The organism is Streptomyces sp. SudanB182_2057, from assembly GCF_964272715.1.
GTDB classification, from domain to species: Bacteria; Actinomycetota; Actinomycetes; order Streptomycetales; family Streptomycetaceae; genus Streptomyces; species Streptomyces rubradiris.
Genome location: NZ_OZ186798.1, coordinates 2,755,311 through 2,772,859 on the forward strand (window position 1 = coordinate 2,755,311; position 17,549 = coordinate 2,772,859).

The 17,549-nt window shown below is 73.9% G+C and carries 15 protein-coding genes; 3 read left to right on the plus strand and 12 right to left on the minus strand.

The window, feature by feature from the left end; translation table 11 throughout:
- Window positions 1-7 precede the first annotated feature (7 nt).
- Complete coding sequence (locus tag ACSURM_RS11625) at window positions 8-1,006, plus strand: aldo/keto reductase (protein ID WP_436954920.1); 999 nt, start codon at window positions 8-10, stop codon at window positions 1,004-1,006.
- A gap of 267 nt (window positions 1,007-1,273) precedes the next feature.
- On the plus strand, window positions 1,274-2,425 hold the full coding sequence (locus tag ACSURM_RS11630) for a PQQ-dependent sugar dehydrogenase (protein WP_436954921.1): 1,152 nt from the start codon (window positions 1,274-1,276) through the stop codon (window positions 2,423-2,425).
- A 35-nt stretch (window positions 2,426-2,460) separates the two neighbouring features.
- On the opposite strand, the gene ACSURM_RS11635 is transcribed toward ACSURM_RS11630, so the two are convergent.
- The 6 genes from ACSURM_RS11635 to ACSURM_RS11660 all read right to left on the minus strand — a co-directional run bounded on the left by ACSURM_RS11635 (window position 2,461) and on the right by ACSURM_RS11660 (window position 7,934).
- Window positions 2,461-2,670, minus strand: a complete 210-nt coding sequence (locus ACSURM_RS11635) for a DUF6191 domain-containing protein (protein WP_436954923.1) — start codon at window positions 2,668-2,670, stop codon at window positions 2,461-2,463.
- Between the two features lie 38 nt (window positions 2,671-2,708).
- Window positions 2,709-5,750, minus strand: a complete 3,042-nt coding sequence (locus ACSURM_RS11640) for a helix-turn-helix transcriptional regulator (protein WP_436954925.1) — start codon at window positions 5,748-5,750, stop codon at window positions 2,709-2,711.
- Window positions 5,751-5,968: 218 nt separating this feature from the next.
- Window positions 5,969-6,157 (minus strand): hypothetical protein, encoded by a 189-nt coding sequence (locus tag ACSURM_RS11645; protein ID WP_436954926.1) that lies wholly within the window; start codon window positions 6,155-6,157, stop codon window positions 5,969-5,971.
- 193 nt (window positions 6,158-6,350) lie between these two features.
- Window positions 6,351-6,968, minus strand: coding sequence for a hypothetical protein (locus ACSURM_RS11650; protein ID WP_436954927.1), 618 nt, complete (start codon window positions 6,966-6,968; stop codon window positions 6,351-6,353).
- Window positions 6,969-7,003: 35 nt separating this feature from the next.
- A complete protein-coding gene (locus tag ACSURM_RS11655) occupies window positions 7,004-7,579 on the minus strand; it encodes a GNAT family N-acetyltransferase (protein WP_436954928.1) in 576 nt (191 codons plus the stop codon).
- Between the two features lie 61 nt (window positions 7,580-7,640).
- On the minus strand, window positions 7,641-7,934 hold the full coding sequence (locus tag ACSURM_RS11660) for a hypothetical protein (protein WP_436961043.1): 294 nt from the start codon (window positions 7,932-7,934) through the stop codon (window positions 7,641-7,643).
- A gap of 211 nt (window positions 7,935-8,145) precedes the next feature.
- Here ACSURM_RS11660 and ACSURM_RS11665 point away from each other — a divergent pair, with 211 nt between their 5' ends.
- Entirely contained in the window at window positions 8,146-8,943 is a 798-nt protein-coding gene (locus tag ACSURM_RS11665) for a methyltransferase domain-containing protein (protein ID WP_436954929.1), read from the plus strand.
- 64 nt (window positions 8,944-9,007) lie between these two features.
- Here the strand turns inward: ACSURM_RS11665 and gatB are convergent, their stop codons facing one another.
- The 6 genes from gatB to ligA all read right to left on the minus strand — a co-directional run bounded on the left by gatB (window position 9,008) and on the right by ligA (window position 17,548).
- A complete protein-coding gene (gatB, locus tag ACSURM_RS11670) occupies window positions 9,008-10,522 on the minus strand; it encodes an Asp-tRNA(Asn)/Glu-tRNA(Gln) amidotransferase subunit GatB (protein WP_436954930.1) in 1,515 nt (504 codons plus the stop codon).
- Between the two features lie 16 nt (window positions 10,523-10,538).
- Window positions 10,539-10,778: a hypothetical protein gene (locus ACSURM_RS11675; RefSeq protein ID WP_030614455.1), complete on the minus strand. Its 240-nt coding sequence runs from the start codon at window positions 10,776-10,778 to the stop codon at window positions 10,539-10,541.
- Window positions 10,775-12,274, minus strand: a complete 1,500-nt coding sequence (gatA, locus tag ACSURM_RS11680) for an Asp-tRNA(Asn)/Glu-tRNA(Gln) amidotransferase subunit GatA (RefSeq protein WP_289969082.1) — start codon at window positions 12,272-12,274, stop codon at window positions 10,775-10,777. Before gatA ends, ACSURM_RS11675 begins: the two co-directional genes overlap by 4 nt.
- A 5-nt stretch (window positions 12,275-12,279) precedes the next feature.
- Window positions 12,280-12,576, minus strand: a complete 297-nt coding sequence (gene gatC / locus ACSURM_RS11685) for an Asp-tRNA(Asn)/Glu-tRNA(Gln) amidotransferase subunit GatC (RefSeq protein ID WP_004925108.1) — start codon at window positions 12,574-12,576, stop codon at window positions 12,280-12,282.
- A 261-nt stretch (window positions 12,577-12,837) separates the two neighbouring features.
- Window positions 12,838-15,093, minus strand: coding sequence for a putative bifunctional diguanylate cyclase/phosphodiesterase (locus ACSURM_RS11690; RefSeq protein ID WP_436954931.1), 2,256 nt, complete (start codon window positions 15,091-15,093; stop codon window positions 12,838-12,840).
- Window positions 15,094-15,352: 259 nt separating this feature from the next.
- Window positions 15,353-17,548: an NAD-dependent DNA ligase LigA gene (gene ligA, locus ACSURM_RS11695; RefSeq protein ID WP_436954932.1), complete on the minus strand. Its 2,196-nt coding sequence runs from the start codon at window positions 17,546-17,548 to the stop codon at window positions 15,353-15,355.
- Window position 17,549: the final 1 nt, after the last annotated feature.

Sequence of the window (17,549 nt, forward strand, 5' to 3'; positions counted from 1 at the left end):
CGAGCAGGTGGAGCGCAGGACGATCGGCGCGGGGGGACTCGCGGTGGGGGCCGTCGGACTCGGATGCATGCCGATGAGCTGGGCGTACACCGCCTCCCGGCGGCGGGGCGAGGAGTCGGTCAAAGCCGTGCACCGGGCGCTGGACCTCGGCTCGGACCTGCTGGACACCGCGGACATGTACGGCCCGTTCACCAACGAGCTGCTGCTGGGCCGGGTGCTCAGGGAGCGGCGCCGGGACGCCTTCGTGGCCACGAAGGTGGGGCTGCTGGTGGGCGAGCAGCACATCGTGGCCAACGGCCGCCCCGGCTATGTGCGGCGGGCCTGCGACGCCTCGCTGCGGCGGCTCCAGACGGACGTGATCGACCTGTACCAGCTGCACCGCCCCGACCCCGAGGTGCCCGTCGAGGAGACGTGGGGCGCGATGGCGGACCTGGTGCGGGCCGGGAAGGTGCGCGCGCTGGGCCTGTGCGCGCTGGGGGCGCGCGGCGGGCGCCGCTCGGGCGCCGGGTTGTACGACACGACGCTGCGCCGGTTGCAGCGGATCCAGCAGGTGTTCCCGGTGAGCGCGGTGCAGGCGGAGCTGTCGGTGTGGTCGCCGGAGGCGGTCCGGGCGCTGCTGCCGTGGTGCGAGGCGCGCGGGGTCGGTTTCCTCGCGGCGATGCCGCTGGGCAACGGCTTCCTGACCGGCACGCTGACGCCGGGCGAGGGTTTCGAACCGGACGACGTGCGCGCCCGGCATCCCCGGTTCACGGCCGAGATGATGGCGGCCAACCAGCCGATCGTCGCGGGGCTGCGGCGCATAGCCCGGCGGCACGGCGAGGGGGTCACCCCGGCCCAGGTGGCGCTGGCCTGGGTGCTGGCGCAGGGCCGTCATGTGATCGCGCTGCCGGGCACCAAGCGGGAGCGCTGGGCCGCGGAGAACGCGGGGGCGGCGGAGCTCCGGCTGACCGCGCAGGACTTGGCGGAGGTGGCCGGGCTGCCGGCGGCGCGGGGTTCCTGGGACTGAGGCCCAAGGGCGGAATCGTGCCTGGGGCTGAGGCCCGGGGGTGGGATCGGCGCCTGGGACCGAGTTCCTGGGACAGGGTTTTCCTGGGGCCGGATCCCGTCACCGCGATATCCGGCCACCGGGACCGGGATTCGGTGACCGTGGGTCAGGACCCGGTGAGCGGGAACCCGGCCGGGCGCGGACGGCCGGTGTCCGTGGTCCGTGGCGCGGAGTAGCGTGCGGCGTGGGGCCGCCGTGGTGTCCGCCGGCCGGAAGGGAACCGTGATCGTGCGACGTCGAGCCGTACCGGCCGTGCTGGCCGTGACCGCACTGCTGCTCACGGCCGGCTGCTCCTCGAAAGGCGGGGACGCGCCGGGCCGGACGCCGGCCGCCACGGTCTCCGGCGGGCCCACCGCCTCCCGCGGCGCCGGGCCGGCCGCGCCCGCCAAGGGGTCGGCGACGGTGCTGCGCACGGTGACCGAGGGGCTGAAGTCGCCGTGGGGGCTGGCCGAACTGCCGGGCGGTGATCTGCTGGTCTCCTCCCGGGACGAGGCCACGATCAGCCGGATCGACGCCAGGACCGGCCGGACGACGGTGCTGGGCACGGTCTCCGGGGTGGCCCCGGCCGGCGAGGGCGGACTGCTGGGCATCGCCCTGTCCCCCGGCTACGCCACGGACCATATGATCTACGCCTATTTCACCTCGGCCTCGGACAACCGGATCGTCCGCGTCCGCTACGACGAGCGGGAACCGGCCGGTGCGCGACTGGGCGCTCCCGACACGGTGTTCAAGGGCATCCCCAAGGGCACCGTCCACAACGGCGGCCGGATCGCGTTCGGGCCGGACGGCATGCTGTACGCGGGCACCGGCGAGACCGGGCGGCGCGGCCTGGCGCGGGACCGGTCCTCGCTCGGCGGCAAGATCCTCAGGATGACCCCGGACGGCGAACCGGCGCCCGGCAACCCCTTCCCCGGTTCGGTCGTGTACTCCTACGGCCACCGCAACGTCCAGGGGCTGGCCTGGGACGGGCAGCAGCGGCTGTTCGCCTCGGAGTTCGGGCAGGACACCTGGGACGAGCTGAACGCGATCAAGCCCGGCGGCGACTACGGCTGGCCCGAAGCGGAGGGCCGCTCCTCCGGCGCCGGTTTCCAGGACCCGGTGGCCCAGTGGCACACCGACGAGGCATCCCCCAGCGGCATCGTCCAGGTGAATGGCGCGATCTGGCTGGCGGGACTGCGCGGCGAGCGGCTGTGGCGCCTCCCGCTGGACGGCACCTCGGCCTCGGCCGCTCCGCAGGCGTTCCTCACCGGCACCTACGGCCGGCTGCGCACGGTGGCCCCGGCGGGCGACGGCCGGCTGTGGCTGGTGACCGGCAACACGGACGGCCGGGGCACGCCGGAGAAGGGGGACGACCGGGTGCTGGAGCTCCGGGTCCGCTGAGCCGGCCGCCGGCCCCACCGCCCCTCCGGCCGAGGTCAGCCGGGGTCGGGCCCGGGTTCCTCGTCGGCCGGTGCCGGCGCTTCCGGCGCGGACAGCCGTATGACCGCCTTGCCGGAGGCCAGGTCTATGGGACCGCGACCGGGGTCGTTGTCGCCGACGTCCTCCCGGGACAACTCCAGCCGCTTCTGTTCGTCCCGGGTGTGTTTGCGGCCGGGTGCGAACAGTTCCTCGAAGACGTTGAACACGGCTCCCCCCCCATTGCCGGTTTTCTCCAGCGTAGGTCTCACCCGGGCGATTCGGCAGCGAGTGTCCCGGCCACGGGCAGGCCGAGCCGGTGCGCCACCGCCGCCGCCTCGCCCCGGCCGGAGACACCGAGCTTGCCGAGGATGTTGGAGACGTGGACGCTCGCGGTCTTCGGCGAGATGAACAGCTCCTCGGCGATCTGCCGGTTGGTCCGGCCGGCCGCGACCAGGCCGAGGACGTCCCGCTCCCGGCTGGTGAGACCGAACGCGGCGGCCGGATCGGCGGCCGGGTCCCGCCGCTTGCCGCCGCCGAGGGTGAGCCGGGCCCGCTGGGCGAGCCGGGCGACGGCGTCGGCGAGCGGCCGGGCCTTCAGGTGGTCGGCGACCGCCGTGGCCAGCCTGAGCAGTTCCACGGCGCGGTCGCGCTCGTCGTCGCCGCCCTCGGCCAGCAGCGCCCCGGCCAGGCGGTGCCGGACCCGGGCGAGGTCGTAGGGGCGGTCCAGGCACTCGAAGGCGGCGACGACCGGGGACCAGGTCCCGGCGGTGTCCCGGCCCTCGGCGCGCAGCAGTTCGGCCCGGGCCCACCGGCTGTGGGCCTGCCACAGGGGGACACCGGTGGTCAGCGTCCGTACGGCCCTGGCGAGGCGGTCGAGGATCTCGGCGCGGCCGGGCCGGGCGGCGGGCACGGCGCGGGCGTCGGCCTCGGCGGTGGCGGCGGCCAGCAGCAGCGGCCAGCCGTACCGGTGGGTGCCGGGCGGGAAACCGGCGTCCAGGACCGGCAGGAGGAGCGCGCGGACGTCGTCGGTCCTGCCCTCGGCGGCGGCTATGCCGATGGCGGTGCGGACCAGCGGCAAGGACTGCTGGGGCCGCGGGTCGTGGGTGCCGTACCAGGAGCGGGCGGTGGCGAGCTGCCGGGCGGCCTCGGCGAGGTCGCCGTGGGCCAGGGCGAGGTGGGCCAGGCGCAGGGCGCCCCCGGCCCGGGGCTTGGCGCTGTGGCCGACCCGGGTGGCGTGCGCGGCGGCCTCGGCGGCCTCCTCCCACCGGCCGAGCGCGTAGAGCGCCTCGGAGAGGTTGCCCCAGGCCCAGGCCCCGGAGTCCAGCAGTCCGTACCGGCGGCAGAACTCGATGCCCTCGCGCAGCAGCGGGACGGCCTCCCGGTCCCGGCCGACGCTGCGCAGCGCGGACGGCAGGTTGACGTAGGCCCGGCCGGCGACCGGGTGCACGCCCTCCGCCAGGGTGTCCCGCAGCACCTGCCGCATCTGCGCCAGGCCCGTCTCCGGGTCGCCGGACTCCACCGTCAGCCCGCCCAGGGTGAGCAGGGCGTGCAGCTCGGTCTCGCGGGCGCCCACCATGCGCGCGTACTCCACGGCCCGTTCGGCGGCGGCCAGCGCCTCGGGGCCGGGCCGGTGCTGCATGGACCAGTTGGCGACGACCGCCAGCACCTCGGCGTGCACCTCGGACGGCGGCAGTCCGCGCACCAGCTCCTGCGCGGTGGCCAGTTCCCGCCAGCCGTCGCCGCGGGCCTGGGCCTGCACCAGCCGGGAGCGCTGCACCCAGAACCAGGCGGCGCGCAGCGGGTCCGGGTCCTCCTCCAGCAGGCGCAGGGCCCGCTTGGTGATCTTCAGGGCGCGTTCCCGTTCGCCGCCGAAGCGGCCCGCCACCGCGGCCTCGGCCATCAGGTCGAGGTAGCGCAGCGGGGTGGTGGCCGGGTCGCAGCCGCACGGCGGGTACACCTCCGCGTAGTCGACCGGGCGCAGGGCGGCGCGCACCTCGGCGGGGGCGTCGTCCCACAGCTCCATCGCCCGTTCCAGCAGCCCGAGTTGTTCGGTGTAGGCGTGCCGGCGGCGGGCGACGACGGCGGCGGCGAGGACGGCGGGCAGGGCCTTGGCCGCGTCGTGCGCGTGGTACCAGTAGCTGGCCAGGCGCATCACCCGGGCGTCGGCGGGGACGAGCGTGGGATCGGCCTCCAGGGCCTCGGCGTAGCGGCGGTTGAGCCGGGAGCGTTCGCCGGGCAGCAGGTCGTCGGCGACGGCCTCGCGGACCAGGGAGTGCCGGAAGCGGTAGCCGTCGCCGGCGGGGGTGACGGTGAGGATGTTGGCGCCGACGGCGGCCCGCAGCGCCTCGATGAGGTCGTCCTCGGCCAGCCGGGCCACGGCGGCGATCAGCCGGTACTCCACCGTGGAACCGCCCTCGGCGACGATCCGGGCGACCCGCTGGGCGCTCTCGGGCAGCGCCTCGACCCGGACGAGGAGCAGGTCGCGCAGGGAGTCGGTGAGCCCGGCGCAGTCGCCCCGGCGGGCGGCGACGGCGAGTTCCTCGATGAAGAAGGCGTTGCCGTCGGAGCGTGCGTAGATCTCGTCGACCTCGGCGGGGTCGGGTTCGGCGGCGAGGATGCCGGCGATCTGGCGGCAGGCCTCCTCGCGGGTGAAGCGGGCCAGCTCGATCCGGCGGACGGTGCGCAGCCGGTCCAGTTCGGCGAGCAGGGGGCGCAGCGGGTGACGGCGGTGGATGTCGTCGCTGCGGTAGCTGGCCAGGACGAGGAGGCGGCCGGCGCGCAGGGTGCGCAGCAGGTAGGCGAGCAGGTGGCGGGTGGAGGCGTCGGCCCAGTGCAGGTCCTCCAGGACCAGGGCGACGGTGTGGTCGGCGGCGACCCGCTCCAGCAGCCTGGCGGTGAGTTCGAACAGGCGGGCCATGCCCTGTTCGTCGTGGCGGCCGGCACCGGCCTCGCCGAGGTCGGGCAGCAGCCGGGCCAGTTCCTCCTCCTGACCGGCCGCGGCGGCGGCGAACGCCTCGGGCAGGGCGTCGCGCAGGGCCCGCAGCGCGGCGGAGAAGGGGGCGAACGGCAGCCCGTCGGCGCCGATCTCGACGCAGCCGCCGACGGCGACGACCGCGCCGCGGCCGGCGGCGTCCGTGGCGAACTCCTCCACGAGGCGGGTCTTGCCCACGCCCGCCTCGCCGCCGAGCAGCAGCGCCTGCGGCTCGGCGGCGCCGGCGCGGGCGAGCGCGTCGCGCAGCGTGGCCAACTCGGCGGTGCGGCCGACGAACACGGGACTGACGGACCTGGTCTCCACGGGCCCGAGCATCGCACGAGGTTCCGAGGGCCCGGCACTGGTTTTCCACAGGGCCCGTGTGATGGTCGTACTGATGGCCGGAAGGGCCGTATCGACAGCCGGGACGGCCTCACCGGCGACCGGAGAGGTGGGGCCGACGGCCGGAAAGGCCGTGCGGCTCCGCCGGGAAGCCCCCCGGCCCTGGTGCCGTGAGCGGCCGTCCCCCGTCCGGCCGCTCCGCGCCCCCGGCGTCACGCGGTGCGTGGCAGCCCGTGCCGCCGGGAGCCGTCGGTATGCGACTCGGCGGCCGGGGCGGCGTGGCCGGACCGCCCGCGGCGGGCGGCGCGGCGGGCGCGGACGGCCTCGCGGGCCAGGCGCTCCTCCCGCGCCGTGCGGCGCAGTTCGGCGGAGCGGAGGCGGTGCAGTTCGAGCTCGTACATGGCGGGTTCCTCCCGGATCCGGTGGCGGGTGCCGCTTTCCGCGACGCCTCCCACCCTCGTCCCGCGGCCGGGTCCGCCGCATCGGGATAGTTCCGCATCTTCACGCGTCCGGCGGGCCGCACGCGCGCGTAAGGGGCCTTAGGGTCCGCGCACCAGGCGGGGACGCCCTAAGGCCCCTGGGATCCGCGTCCGGTCAGCCGGCGGAGGGCACGGCCAGCAGGGCGTCGGAGTACTTCAGGACGGCCAGCAGCAGGCCGATGACACCGAGCGACAGGCCCGCCCAGGCCACCGACCTGATCCAGGCGGCCTGCGGGCGGCCCGGGGTACCGAACGCGGGCCGGACCAGCACCACCACGGCGGTGACCAGCGCGGCCAGCGCGAACAGCCCGGCCCACAGGGCGGTGGTGTGCCAGGCGTCGCCGTAGACCTCCTTGAGCTGGGTGCCGACGCTCGCGCTGGTCGACGTCCGCAGCTGGCCGATGAGCTGCTCCCGGGCGGAGGCGACGGTGCCGATCCAGCCGCCGGTGAGGGAGACCAGGCCCAGCGCGGCGGAGACGACGGCACCGGCGCCCTGGCCGACCCCGGAGGCCGCCTTGCCACCGGCGCCGTCCGCCTCGCCGTCCTCCCGAACCCCGGCTTCCCCGTCTTCTCCGTCTTCCTCACCGGCCGCGTCCGCCGGCTCGGTCTTCCCGGTCTCCTCGGTCTCCGCCACGGCCCCGGGGGCGGCCGTCGTCGTCTCGTCGTCCTTGCGCGCCTCGGTGCCGGACCCGGTGCCGGCGGTCTCGGCGCCTTCCGCTGTCTTCGTTGCCATGCCCGGCACCGTACGGACGCTGTCTGAGAGGTCTCTTAATGATCGTTTCGTTCGGTACGCGCGCGTGCCGCACGCCACTCGGGTGCCAGCACCGCCCAGATCTCCGTGCTGGTGCGCACACCCCGGTGCGGGAAGTTCTCGCGGAGCACGCCCTCGCGGGTCATGCCGAGCCGCCGGGCCACGTTGATGCTGGCCTGGTTGGCCGAGGACACCTGCCACTCCACCCGGTGCATGCCGCGCTCCTCGAAGGCCCAGTCGAGCAGGATCCGCATGCCCCGCGTGACCAGCCCGCGCCCGGCCGCGCCCGGCTCCAGCCAGCAGCCGGCCTCGCAGACCCCGCTCGGGGTGTCCCAGACGCGGAACAGCAGCCCTCCGACGAGCTTGCCGTCCAGCCAGATCCCGTGCAGGCCGCCGGCGTCGGCGGCGCGCTTGTCGGCGTACGACTTCAGCCACGCGCGGGCCCCGTCGAGATCGGACACCGCGTCCGCGAGTCCTATGTGCCGGCCGATGAACTCCCGTCCCCGGTCGATGTTCTCCAGCAGCTCACCGGCGTGCCACACCTCCAGGGGCCGCAGTTCGGCACCGTCGTCACCGAGTGATGTCGCGTACATGAAGCCGTAGTTCCTTCCCGCAGTTCGTCCGCCGGGACCCGGCCGGTACGGCGAAAACACGTCAGTCGGACTGGTCCCCGAGCGCCATGATCATCGTCCCCGCGATCAGCATCCACAAGGCCCTGCGGGTACGGCCCCTGGCGCCCAGCACCGCGGCCGACGCGCACACGGCGGCGCCGAGGGCGTAGGCGACGGGCACGAACGCCGGGGCGGCCCCGGCGGACCTCAGCAGCGCGGCAGCCAGCCCCGCGCAGGTCAGCAGCGCCCCGGTCGCGACGGCGGCCCAGCGGGCCCGCCTGGCGTCCCCCACGTACTCCTCGCCGTCCCCGGCATCCCCGGCATGGTCCCCGGGCACCCCCGCGTACTCCTCCGCGTCCCCGGCCCGTTCCTCGGCACCCCCGGCCCGCTCCTCGGCGCCCCCGGCGGTTCCGGGCGCTCCGGCGGCCTCCGTCGCCGCGGGCCCGACTTCGGATTCGGTGCTTCCCCTCATGGCGGGCGAGCGTACCCGCCGCGGCGGCGAAAACCCGGTGCGGGGCGGCCTTCCCGGCTGCTAGGGATGGTTGCTTGTGACCAACACACCGACCACGCCGGACGCGCTCACCCGCCGCGTCACCCACCCGCGCTACCCCCGCAGCAACGGCTACGACGCCCGCTGGACCATCGAGAACCAGATGGGCCCGCACGCGCTGTGGCTGCTGGAGTGGCTGGCCCCCGCGCTGGGGCTGGACGCGCTGCCGCCCGGCGCGCGCGTGCTCGACCTGGGCTGCGGGCGGGCGATGACCTCCGTCTTCCTGGCCCGCGAGTACGGCCTCCAGGTCACCGCCGCCGACCTGTGGGTGAACCCCGACGACAACGCCGTACGGCTCGCCGAGGCGGGTGTCGCCGACCGGGTGCTGCCCGTGCGCGCCGAGGCCCACGACCTGCCGTTCGCCGAAGGGTCCTTCGACGCGATCGTCTCCATCGACGCCTACCAGTACTTCGGCACCGACGACCTGTATCTGCCGTCCCTGACCCGGCTGTTGAAGCCGGGCGGGCGGATCGGGGTCGTCGTCCCGGCGCTGCGCGAGGAGCCGGCGGGCGTCGAGCCGCCGGAGCACCTGAGGCCCTGGTGGGAGCCCGCCTTCTGGTGCTTCCACACCGCGGACTGGTGGCGGCGCCACTGGACCCGCAGTGGCGCCGTGGAAGTGGAGGCGGCCGACTGGCTGGAGCACGGCTGGCGGGACTGGCTGCTGTGGTGCGACGTGGTCACCGAGGAGAGCGCCGACGACCTCCATGTCCGCATGGCGGGCCGGTCCGCCGAGATGCTCCGCGCGGACCAGGGGCACGCGCTGGGATTCGTACGGGTCGTGGGACGCCGGGCGTAGGCCGACGCGGGCATGCGTACGGCCCCGGAGGCGGGCGTGCCTCCGGGGCCGTGCGCGGGCGGGGTCAGCCCTCGGTGACGCCGAGCTTCTCCAGGATCAGCTCCTTGACGCGGGCCGCGTCGGCCTGGCCGCGGGTGGCCTTCATGACCGCGCCGACCAGGGCGCCGGCCGCGGCCACCTTGCCGCCGCGGATCTTGTCCGCGATGGCCGGGTTGCCGGCGATGGCCTCCTCGACGGCGGTGGTCAGCGCGCCCTCGTCCGAGACGACCTTCAGACCGCGCTTGTCCACCACCTCGTCCGGGGTGCCCTCGCCCGCGAGGACGCCCTCGATGACCTGGCGGGCCAGCTTGTCGTTCAGGTCACCCTTGGCGACCAGCTCGGTGACCCGGGCCACCTGCCGCGGGGTGATCGCCAGCTCGTCCAGCGCCGTGCCGGACTCGTTGGCGCTGCGCGCGAGTTCGCCCATCCACCACTTGCGGGCGGCGGCCGCGTCGGCACCGGCGTCGATCGTGGCGACGATCGGGTCCAGCGCGCCGGCGTTCAGGATCGCCTGCATGTCGGTGGCGGAGATGCCCCACTCCGCCAGCAGCCGGGTACGGCGGGCCAGCGGCAGCTCGGGCAGGGCCGCGCGGATCTCCTCGACCCACTCGCGCGAGGGCGCGACGGGGACCAGGTCGGGCTCCGGGAAGTACCGGTAGTCCTCGGCCTCCTCCTTCACGCGGCCCGAGGTCGTGGACCCGGTGTCCTCGTGGAAGTGGCGGGTCTCCTGGACGATCGTGCCGCCGCCGGAGAGCACGGCCGCGTGGCGCATGATCTCGTAGCGGGCCGCACGCTCCACCGAGCGCAGGGAGTTGACGTTCTTCGTCTCCGAGCGCGTGCCGAACTTGTCGGCGCCCTTGGGCATCAGCGACAGGTTCACGTCGCAGCGCATCTGGCCCATCTCCATGCGGGCCTCGGACACGCCGAGGGCGCGGATGACCTCGCGCAGCTCGCGGACGTACGCCTTCGCCACCTCGGGGGCGCGCTCGCCGGCGCCCACGATCGGCTTGGTGACGATCTCGATGAGCGGGATGCCGGCGCGGTTGTAGTCCAGCAGGGAGTGGGACGCGCCGTGGATACGGCCGGTGGCGCCGCCGACGTGCGTCGACTTGCCGGTGTCCTCCTCCATGTGGGCGCGCTCGATCTCCACGCGGAAGACCTCGCCGTCCTCCAGCTGCACGTCGAGGTAGCCGTTGAAGGCGATCGGCTCGTCGTACTGGGAGGTCTGGAAGTTCTTCGGCATGTCCGGATAGAAGTAGTTCTTCCGGGCGAAGCGGCACCATTCGGCGATCTCGCAGTTCAGCGCGAGACCGATCTTGATGGCGGACTCGACGCCGGTCGCGTTGACGACCGGGAGCGCGCCGGGCAGGCCGAGGCAGACGGGGCAGGTCTGGGAGTTCGGGTCGGCGCCGAGCGCCGTCGAACAGCCGCAGAACATCTTGGTCTTGGTGCCGAGTTCGACATGGACCTCAAGGCCCATGACGGGGTCGTACGCCGCCAGCGCGTCCTCGTACGACACCAGGTCGGTCGTGGTGGTCACGGTGAAAACTTCCCTCTCAGCCCAGCAGGACGTCGTCGTCGCCCAACCGCTTCAGCTCGCGGTAGAGGATGGCGAGGCCGGTGACGATGCCTGCGGCGGTGACGACGGCGTCGACGAGCCTCAGCGTGTCGTTCTCGGCGCGGGCCTTCTTGATCTGCTTCGCGGCGCCGACCGCGCCGAACGCGGTGGCGGCCATGGACAGGTACGTACCGGACTTGGACTTCTTGAAGTCCTTGGCCTTCGACAGCTTGCTCACAGCGACGGTGCCTCCTCCAGCAGCGGGTGACCCCACTTTTCCACGAAGGCGGCCTCGACGGCGGCGCCCACCTTGTACAGCCGGTCGTCCTTCAGCGCCGGGGCGATGATCTGCAGGCCCACCGGGAGGTTGTCCTCCGGGGCGAGACCGCAGGGCAGGGACATGGCCGCGTTGCCCGCCAGGTTGGTCGGGATGGTGCACAGGTCCGCGAGGTACATCGCCATCGGGTCGTCGGCGCGCTCGCCGATCGGGAAGGCGGTGGTCGGGGTCGTCGGGGAGACGATGACGTCGACCTGCTCGAAGGCCTTCTCGAAGTCCCGCGTGATGAGCGTGCGGACCTTCTGCGCGGAGCCGTAGTACGCGTCGTAGTAGCCGCTCGACAGCGCGTACGTGCCGAGCATGATCCGGCGCTTGACCTCGGGGCCGAAGCCGGCCTCGCGGGTCAGGGAGGTGACCTCCTCGGCGGAGTGCGTGCCGTCGTCGCCGGTCCGCGCGCCGTAGCGCAGGCCGTCGAAGCGGGCCAGGTTGGAGGAGCACTCGGACGGGGCGATCAGGTAGTACGCCGACAGGGCGAGGTCGAAGGACGGGCAGTCCAGCTCGACGATCTCGGCGCCCAGCTCCTTGAGCAGCTCCACCGACTCGTCGAAGCGCTGGATGACGCCGGCCTGGTAGCCCTCGCCGCGGAACTGCTTGACCACGCCGACGCGCATGCCCTGGACGCTGCCGTTGCGGGCGGCCTCGACCACCGGCGGGACCGGGGCGTCGATGGACGTGGAGTCCAGCGGGTCGTGGCCGGCGATCACCTCGTGCAGCAGGGCCGCGTCCAGGACCGTACGGGCGCAGGGGCCGCCCTGGTCGAGGGAGGAGGAGAAGGCCACCATGCCGTACCGGGACACCGCGCCGTAGGTCGGCTTCACGCCGACCGTGCCGGTGACGGCGGCCGGCTGGCGGATGGAGCCGCCGGTGTCGGTGCCGATGGCGAGCGGGGCCTCGTAGGCGGCGAGCGCGGCGGACGAACCGCCGCCGGAACCGCCGGGGATCCGGGTGAGGTCCCAGGGGTTGCCGGTCGGACCGTAGGCGCTGTTCTCGGTGGAGGACCCCATGGCGAACTCGTCCATGTTGGTCTTGCCGAGGATGACGACGTCGGCGGCCTTCAGCCGCTTGGTGAGCGTCGCGTCGTACGGCGGGATCCAGCCTTCGAGGATCTTCGAGCCGACGGTCGTGGGCACGCCCTCGGTGGTGAAGATGTCCTTGAGCGCGAGCGGGACGCCGGCCAGCGGGCCGAGCTTCTCGCCGCGCTCGCGCTTGGCGTCCACGGCACGCGCCTGGGCGAGGGCGCCCTCGCGGTCGACGTGCAGGAAGGCGTGGACCTTCTCGTCCACGGCCTCGATCCGGGCGAGGTGGGCCTCGGTGACCTGGACCGCCGTCAGTTCGCCGGAGGCGATCTTCTCGGCGATCTGCGCGGCCGTGAGCTTGATGATGTTGCTGTCCGTCATGGTGGTCACTCCTCCCCCAGGATCTGCGGCACCTTGAAACGCTGCTGCTCCTGGGCCGGGGCGCCGGAGAGCGCCTGCTCGGGGGTGAGCGAGGGACGGACCTCGTCCGGCCGCATGACGTTCGTCAGCGGGAGCGGGTGCGAGGTCGGCGGTACGTCTTGGTCGGCGACCTCGCTGACGCGGGCGACCGCGCCGATGATGTCGTCAAGCTGGCCTGCGAAGTGATCGAGTTCTTCGGGCTTCAGCTCCAGACGCGCCAGCCGGGCGAGGTGGGCGACCTCCTCGCGCGTGATGCCAGGCATGCAGCGATCCTCTGGGGTGAGTGTGTGTGGTTTGGGCCCAATCCTATGGGGCGGGGCACCGTGCCCGTGAAACGGTTTCCTGCGGGGCCCGCCTCAGCGGCGCCGGCCGCCCCAGGCCGCGCCCTTCAGGAGGTGGTTGTCGTCCAGCTCCTACCTCCGGCCACTGCCGCCGCCTCCGGCGCGTCCGCCGGGGCGAGGCCGCGCCGGAGAGCCCGGATTCCGCGCGGTGACACGCGCCCGGGCCGGGGCCCGCGGGGGGGGCTACTCCGCAGCCGGCAGGGCCGGGGTCGGGCGCTGCCAGCCCCGGGAGCCGCGGGCCCGCAGCCAGGCCGTGGTCTCGTCGGGCGGCATCGCCGCGGCGACCAGCCAGCCCTGCACCGCGTCGCAGCCCAGGTCCCGCAGCCGCTCCCAGGTCTCGTCGTCCTCCACGCCCTCGGCGACGACCAGCAGGCCCAGCGAATGGGCCAGGTCCACCGTGCAGCGGACGATCTCGGCGTCCTCGGTGTCGACGGCGAGCCGGGCCACGAAGGAGCGGTCGATCTTCAGCTCGCTGACCGGCAGCCGCCGCAGGTGCACCAGGGACGAGTACCCGGTGCCGAAGTCGTCCAGGGACATCTTCACGCCGTGCCCGGTGAGCCCGGCGAGGGTGTCGGCGGCCCGCTGCGGGTCCTCCAGCAGCACGTGTTCCGTGATCTCCAGCTGGAGCGCCCCGGCCGGGACCCCGTGCCGGGCCAGCCGGGCGGCGACGGAGCCGGCGAAGCCGGGGGTGTGGACGTCGCGCGGGGAGACGTTGACCGCGACCGGGACCCGCAGGCCCTGGGCGCGCCACCGGGCGACCTGGCCGAGGGCGGTCTCCAGGACGTACTCGGTGAGGTGGGGCATCAGCCCGGAGGACTCGGCTATCGCTATGAACTCGTCCGGCGGCACCTTGCCGCGCTCGGGGTGGACCCAGCGGACCAGCGCCTCCAGGCCCGCCACCTGTCCGTCGAAGCGGACCTTGGGCTGGTAGTGCAGCTGAACCTCGTGCGCGTCGAGGGCCCGGCGCAGATCGCCGAGGAGGCCGAGGCGGTCGGGGGTGTTGGAGTCCCGCTTGGACTCGTAGACCTCGACGCCGGTGCGGTCCCGCTTCGCCTGGTACATGGCGACGTCGGCGCGGCGCAGCATCCCCTCGGCGTCGAGGGCGTGATCGGGGAAGACGGCCACTCCGGCGCTGGCCTCCAGGACGAGGGTGAGGCCGTCCAGGTCGAGCGGGGAGCTGAGGGCGGTGACGAGACCGCGGGCAACGCGCGTCGCCGACGTGGTGGAGTCGGCGACGGGGAGTAACACAGCAAACTCGTCACCGCCGAGCCGGGCGGCCTCGGCCCCGCGCGGCAGGGCGAGCCGCAGCCGGTCGGCGATCTGGAGCAGCAGCCGGTCACCGGCCAGATGACCGAGCGTGTCGTTCACCGAGCGGAAACGGTCGAGGTCGATCAGCATGAGCGCGGCGCGCGCCCCGATGCGGTCGGCGTCGTCCAGCGCGGTCCAGATGCGGTCCAGCAGCCACTGGCGGTTGGGCAGCCCGGTCAGCGGGTCGCGCAGCTGCTCCTCGGCGCGGGCGCGGGCCATCCACAGCGTGGAGTCCAGGGCGATGAGCGGGATGGCGAAGAGCGGGAGCAGGATCGGCTCGGCGTCGGCGACGACGCACAGCAGCGGTGCGATGCCGAGCAGCGCGACGGCGACCAGGCCCTGTCTGACCACGGCGGTGCGGGCGATGGTGGGCAGCCCGCCGTCGCGCGGCGCGTTCAGGTACCACAGCAGGCCGCGGCTGACGGCCAGGTAGGCGACCGCGACCAGGACGACCTCGGGGGCGGTGGCGATGCTCCAGTTGTCGGGCCGCCAGGGGGCCTCCACGCTCGGGACCCGGCCGAACGCGCCGAGCAGCAGGGCGCCGACGCCGATGCCGAGGATGTCCACCGCGCCGTGCAGCACCCCTTGGCGCCAGCGGTGCCGGCGGGCGATGCCGACCAGGACGACGACGGTGAGGCTGACCAGTCCGGCCGGCACCCAGCCGTACAGCAGCAGGACGGCGAGGGTGAGGGCGGCGCCCGAGCCGGTGCCGCCCCACCAGCGGGCGCGGCCCAGCATGACGAGGTGGCCGACGATGACGCCGGTGAGCAGGGCCAGCGCCCAGCCGACCGTGCCGTTCGGGAAGAGGGCGTGGTGGCCGACGCAGGCGCGGTAGAACCCGGCGCCCAGGGCGAAGCCCGCGGCGGCGACGACGGCGGCGGGCAGCGCCGGCCAGGACGGGTGCCGGTCGGTGCCGGCGCCGGCCAGGCCGGAAGCGGGTCCGGCGGCCGGTGGCAGCGGGGCGGCGGGCGCGGGGGCCGCGAGCGGGCCGGCGGGGCGCGGGGTGACGGGGCGCGGCCGCACTCCCGTACGGCCCTCGGTCCACCCGGTCCACCGGTTCTCGCGCCAGGCCCCGGCGCGGCGGCGCGGGCGCAGCCGTGCGTCGGGGGCGGCGCTCTCGGTCGGTTCCATTCCCGTCCCTCTCACAGCCGGCGGTGCCCACGCCACGCGGCCCGATGCCCGTCAACCATCAGCGGCTCCGCGTCGAAGAAACCCTCCCCGGGCCTGTCGAGGGCACGGAGCTGCCCCAGCCGCAGCCGGGCACGGCGGGCGCACACCTCAACAGTAGGCCGCGGAAGGCTTCCACGGGCAGCGGTCTCCGACGGTTGCCCGAATGTGCCCGGGCCACCCGTATGCAACTGATATGCGCCGATCGGGTGGCCTTCAACCGCTACTCCTCGGTCGGAAGCGCGACTTCGGCCGCGGCTTCGGGGCCCTGCTCCAACAGGACGCCGAAACCGTCCTCGTTCAGAACAGGGACCTTCAGCTGCATGGCCTTGTCATATTTCGATCCGGGGTTGTCGCCCACAACGACGAAAGATGTCTTTTTCGAAACGGAACCGGTCACCTTCGCGCCCCGGCTCTGCAGTGCCTCCTTGGCGCCGTCCCGGGTGTGGTGCTCCAGCGTGCCGGTGACGACGACCGTGAGCCCCTCCAGCGGGCGCGGCCCCTCGTCCTCGCCGGACGCCTCGTCCTCCAGCGGCACCCCGGCGGCCTTCCACTTGCGGACGATCTCGCGGTGCCAGTCCTCGGCGAACCACTCCTTGAGCGCGGCGGCGATGATCGGGCCGACGCCGTCGGTGGCCGCCAGCTCCTCCTCGGTCGCCTGCTCGATGCGGTCGACGGAGCGGAACTCGCGCGCGAGGGCCTGCGCGGCGACCGGCCCCACGTGCCGGATGGACAGCCCGTTCAGAAAGCGGGCCAGCGGACGGGACTTGGCCGCCTCGATGTTCGCCAGCAGGGCGAGGGTGTTCTTCTTCGGCTCGCCCTTCTGGTTGGCGAAGACCGTGACGACCTTCTCCTCACCGGTCTTGGGGTCGCGCTTGGGCAGTCCGCTGTCCGGGTCCAGCACATGGGCCTTGATGGGCAGCAGCTTCTCCACCGTGAGGTCGAACAGGTCGCCCTCGTCCACCAGCGGCGGGTCGGCGGGCTCCAGCGGCCGGGTCAGCGCGGCGGCGGCCACCGCGCCGAAGTGCTCGATGTCCAGGCACTCGCGGCCCGCCAGATACGACACCCGCTCGCGCAACTGGGCCGGACAGGTACGGGCGTTCGGGCAGCGCAGGTCGACGTCGCCCTCCTTCATCGGCCGCAGCGGCGTGCCGCACTCCGGGCACGTGCCCGGCATCACGAACTCCCGCTCGCCGCCGTCCCGCAGGTCCACCACCGGGCCGAGGATCTCCGGGATGACGTCACCGGCCTTGCGCAGCACGACGGTGTCCCCGATGAGGACGCCCTTGGCCTTGACGACCTCCTGGTTGTGCAGGGTGGCGAACTCCACCTCGCTGCCCGCCACCGTGACCGGCTCCACCTGGGCGTACGGCGTGACCCGGCCGGTGCGGCCGACACCCACCTTGATGTCGACCAGCTTGGTGTTGACCTCCTCCGGCGCGTACTTGTAGGCGATCGCCCAGCGCGGCGCCCGCGCGGTGGAGCCGAGCCGCCCCTGGAGGCGGATCTCGTCCAGCTTGACCACGACACCGTCGATCTCGTGCTCGACGGAGTGCCGGTTCTCGCCGTAGTACGCGATGAACTCGCGCACCCCGTCCAGGCCGTCGACCACGCGGTTGTGCGGCGAGGTGGGCAGGCCCCAGGTCTTCAGCAGGTCGTACGCCTGGGAGAGCCGGGTCAGGCCGGTGAAGCCCTCCAGGGCGCCGATGCCGTGCACCACCATGTGCAGCGGGCGGGTCGCGGTGACTCTCGGGTCCTTCTGGCGCAGCGAACCGGCGGCGGCGTTGCGGGGGTTGGCGAACGGCTTGTCACCGGCGGCGACCAGGCGTTCGTTCAGTTCGAGGAACTTCTCCATCGGGAAGTAGACCTCGCCGCGGATCTCCACCAGGTCGGGCACCTCCGCGCCGCCCAGGCGGTCCGGGATCTCCGCGATGGTGCGCACGTTCGGCGTGATGTCCTCGCCGGTGCGGCCGTCGCCGCGGGTGGCCGCGCGGGTCAGCCGGCCCTTCTCGTAGGTGAGGTTGACCGCGAGGCCGTCCACCTTCAGCTCGCACAGGAAGTGGTACGTCTGGTCGCCCAGTTCCCGCGCGATGCGGTCGGCCCAGGCGGCCAGCTCCTCGTCGTTGAACGTGTTGTCCAGCGACAGCATCCGCTGGCGGTGCTCGACGGCGGTGAACTCCGTCTCGTAGGACCCCGCGACCTTCTGGGTGGGCGAGTCCGGGGTGCGCAGCTCGGGGTAGCGCTCCTCCAGGTCCTCCAGGGACTTCAGGAGCCGGTCGAACTCCGCGTCGCTGACGACGGGAGCGTCCTTCACGTAGTACCGGAAGCGGTGCTCCTCGATCTGCTCCGCCAGGCGCGCGTGGGTCTCGCGGGCCTCGGCGGGCACCGCTGTCGTCTCCGCTTGCTTGTCGCCGGCCACC

Coding starts and splice junctions, on each gene's coding strand:
- ACSURM_RS11640 (WP_436954925.1), bottom strand. CDS start 5,750: ATGCTCGGGCCCGTGGAGACCAGGTCCGTCAGTCCCGTGTTCGTCGGC.
- ACSURM_RS11645 (WP_436954926.1), bottom strand. CDS start 6,157: ATGTACGAGCTCGAACTGCACCGCCTCCGCTCCGCCGAACTGCGCCGC.
- ACSURM_RS11650 (WP_436954927.1), bottom strand. CDS start 6,968: ATGGCAACGAAGACAGCGGAAGGCGCCGAGACCGCCGGCACCGGGTCC.
- ACSURM_RS11655 (WP_436954928.1), bottom strand. CDS start 7,579: ATGTACGCGACATCACTCGGTGACGACGGTGCCGAACTGCGGCCCCTG.
- gatA (WP_289969082.1), bottom strand. CDS start 12,274: ATGACGGACAGCAACATCATCAAGCTCACGGCCGCGCAGATCGCCGAG.
- gatC (WP_004925108.1), bottom strand. CDS start 12,576: ATGCCTGGCATCACGCGCGAGGAGGTCGCCCACCTCGCCCGGCTGGCG.
- ACSURM_RS11690 (WP_436954931.1), bottom strand. CDS start 15,093: ATGGAACCGACCGAGAGCGCCGCCCCCGACGCACGGCTGCGCCCGCGC.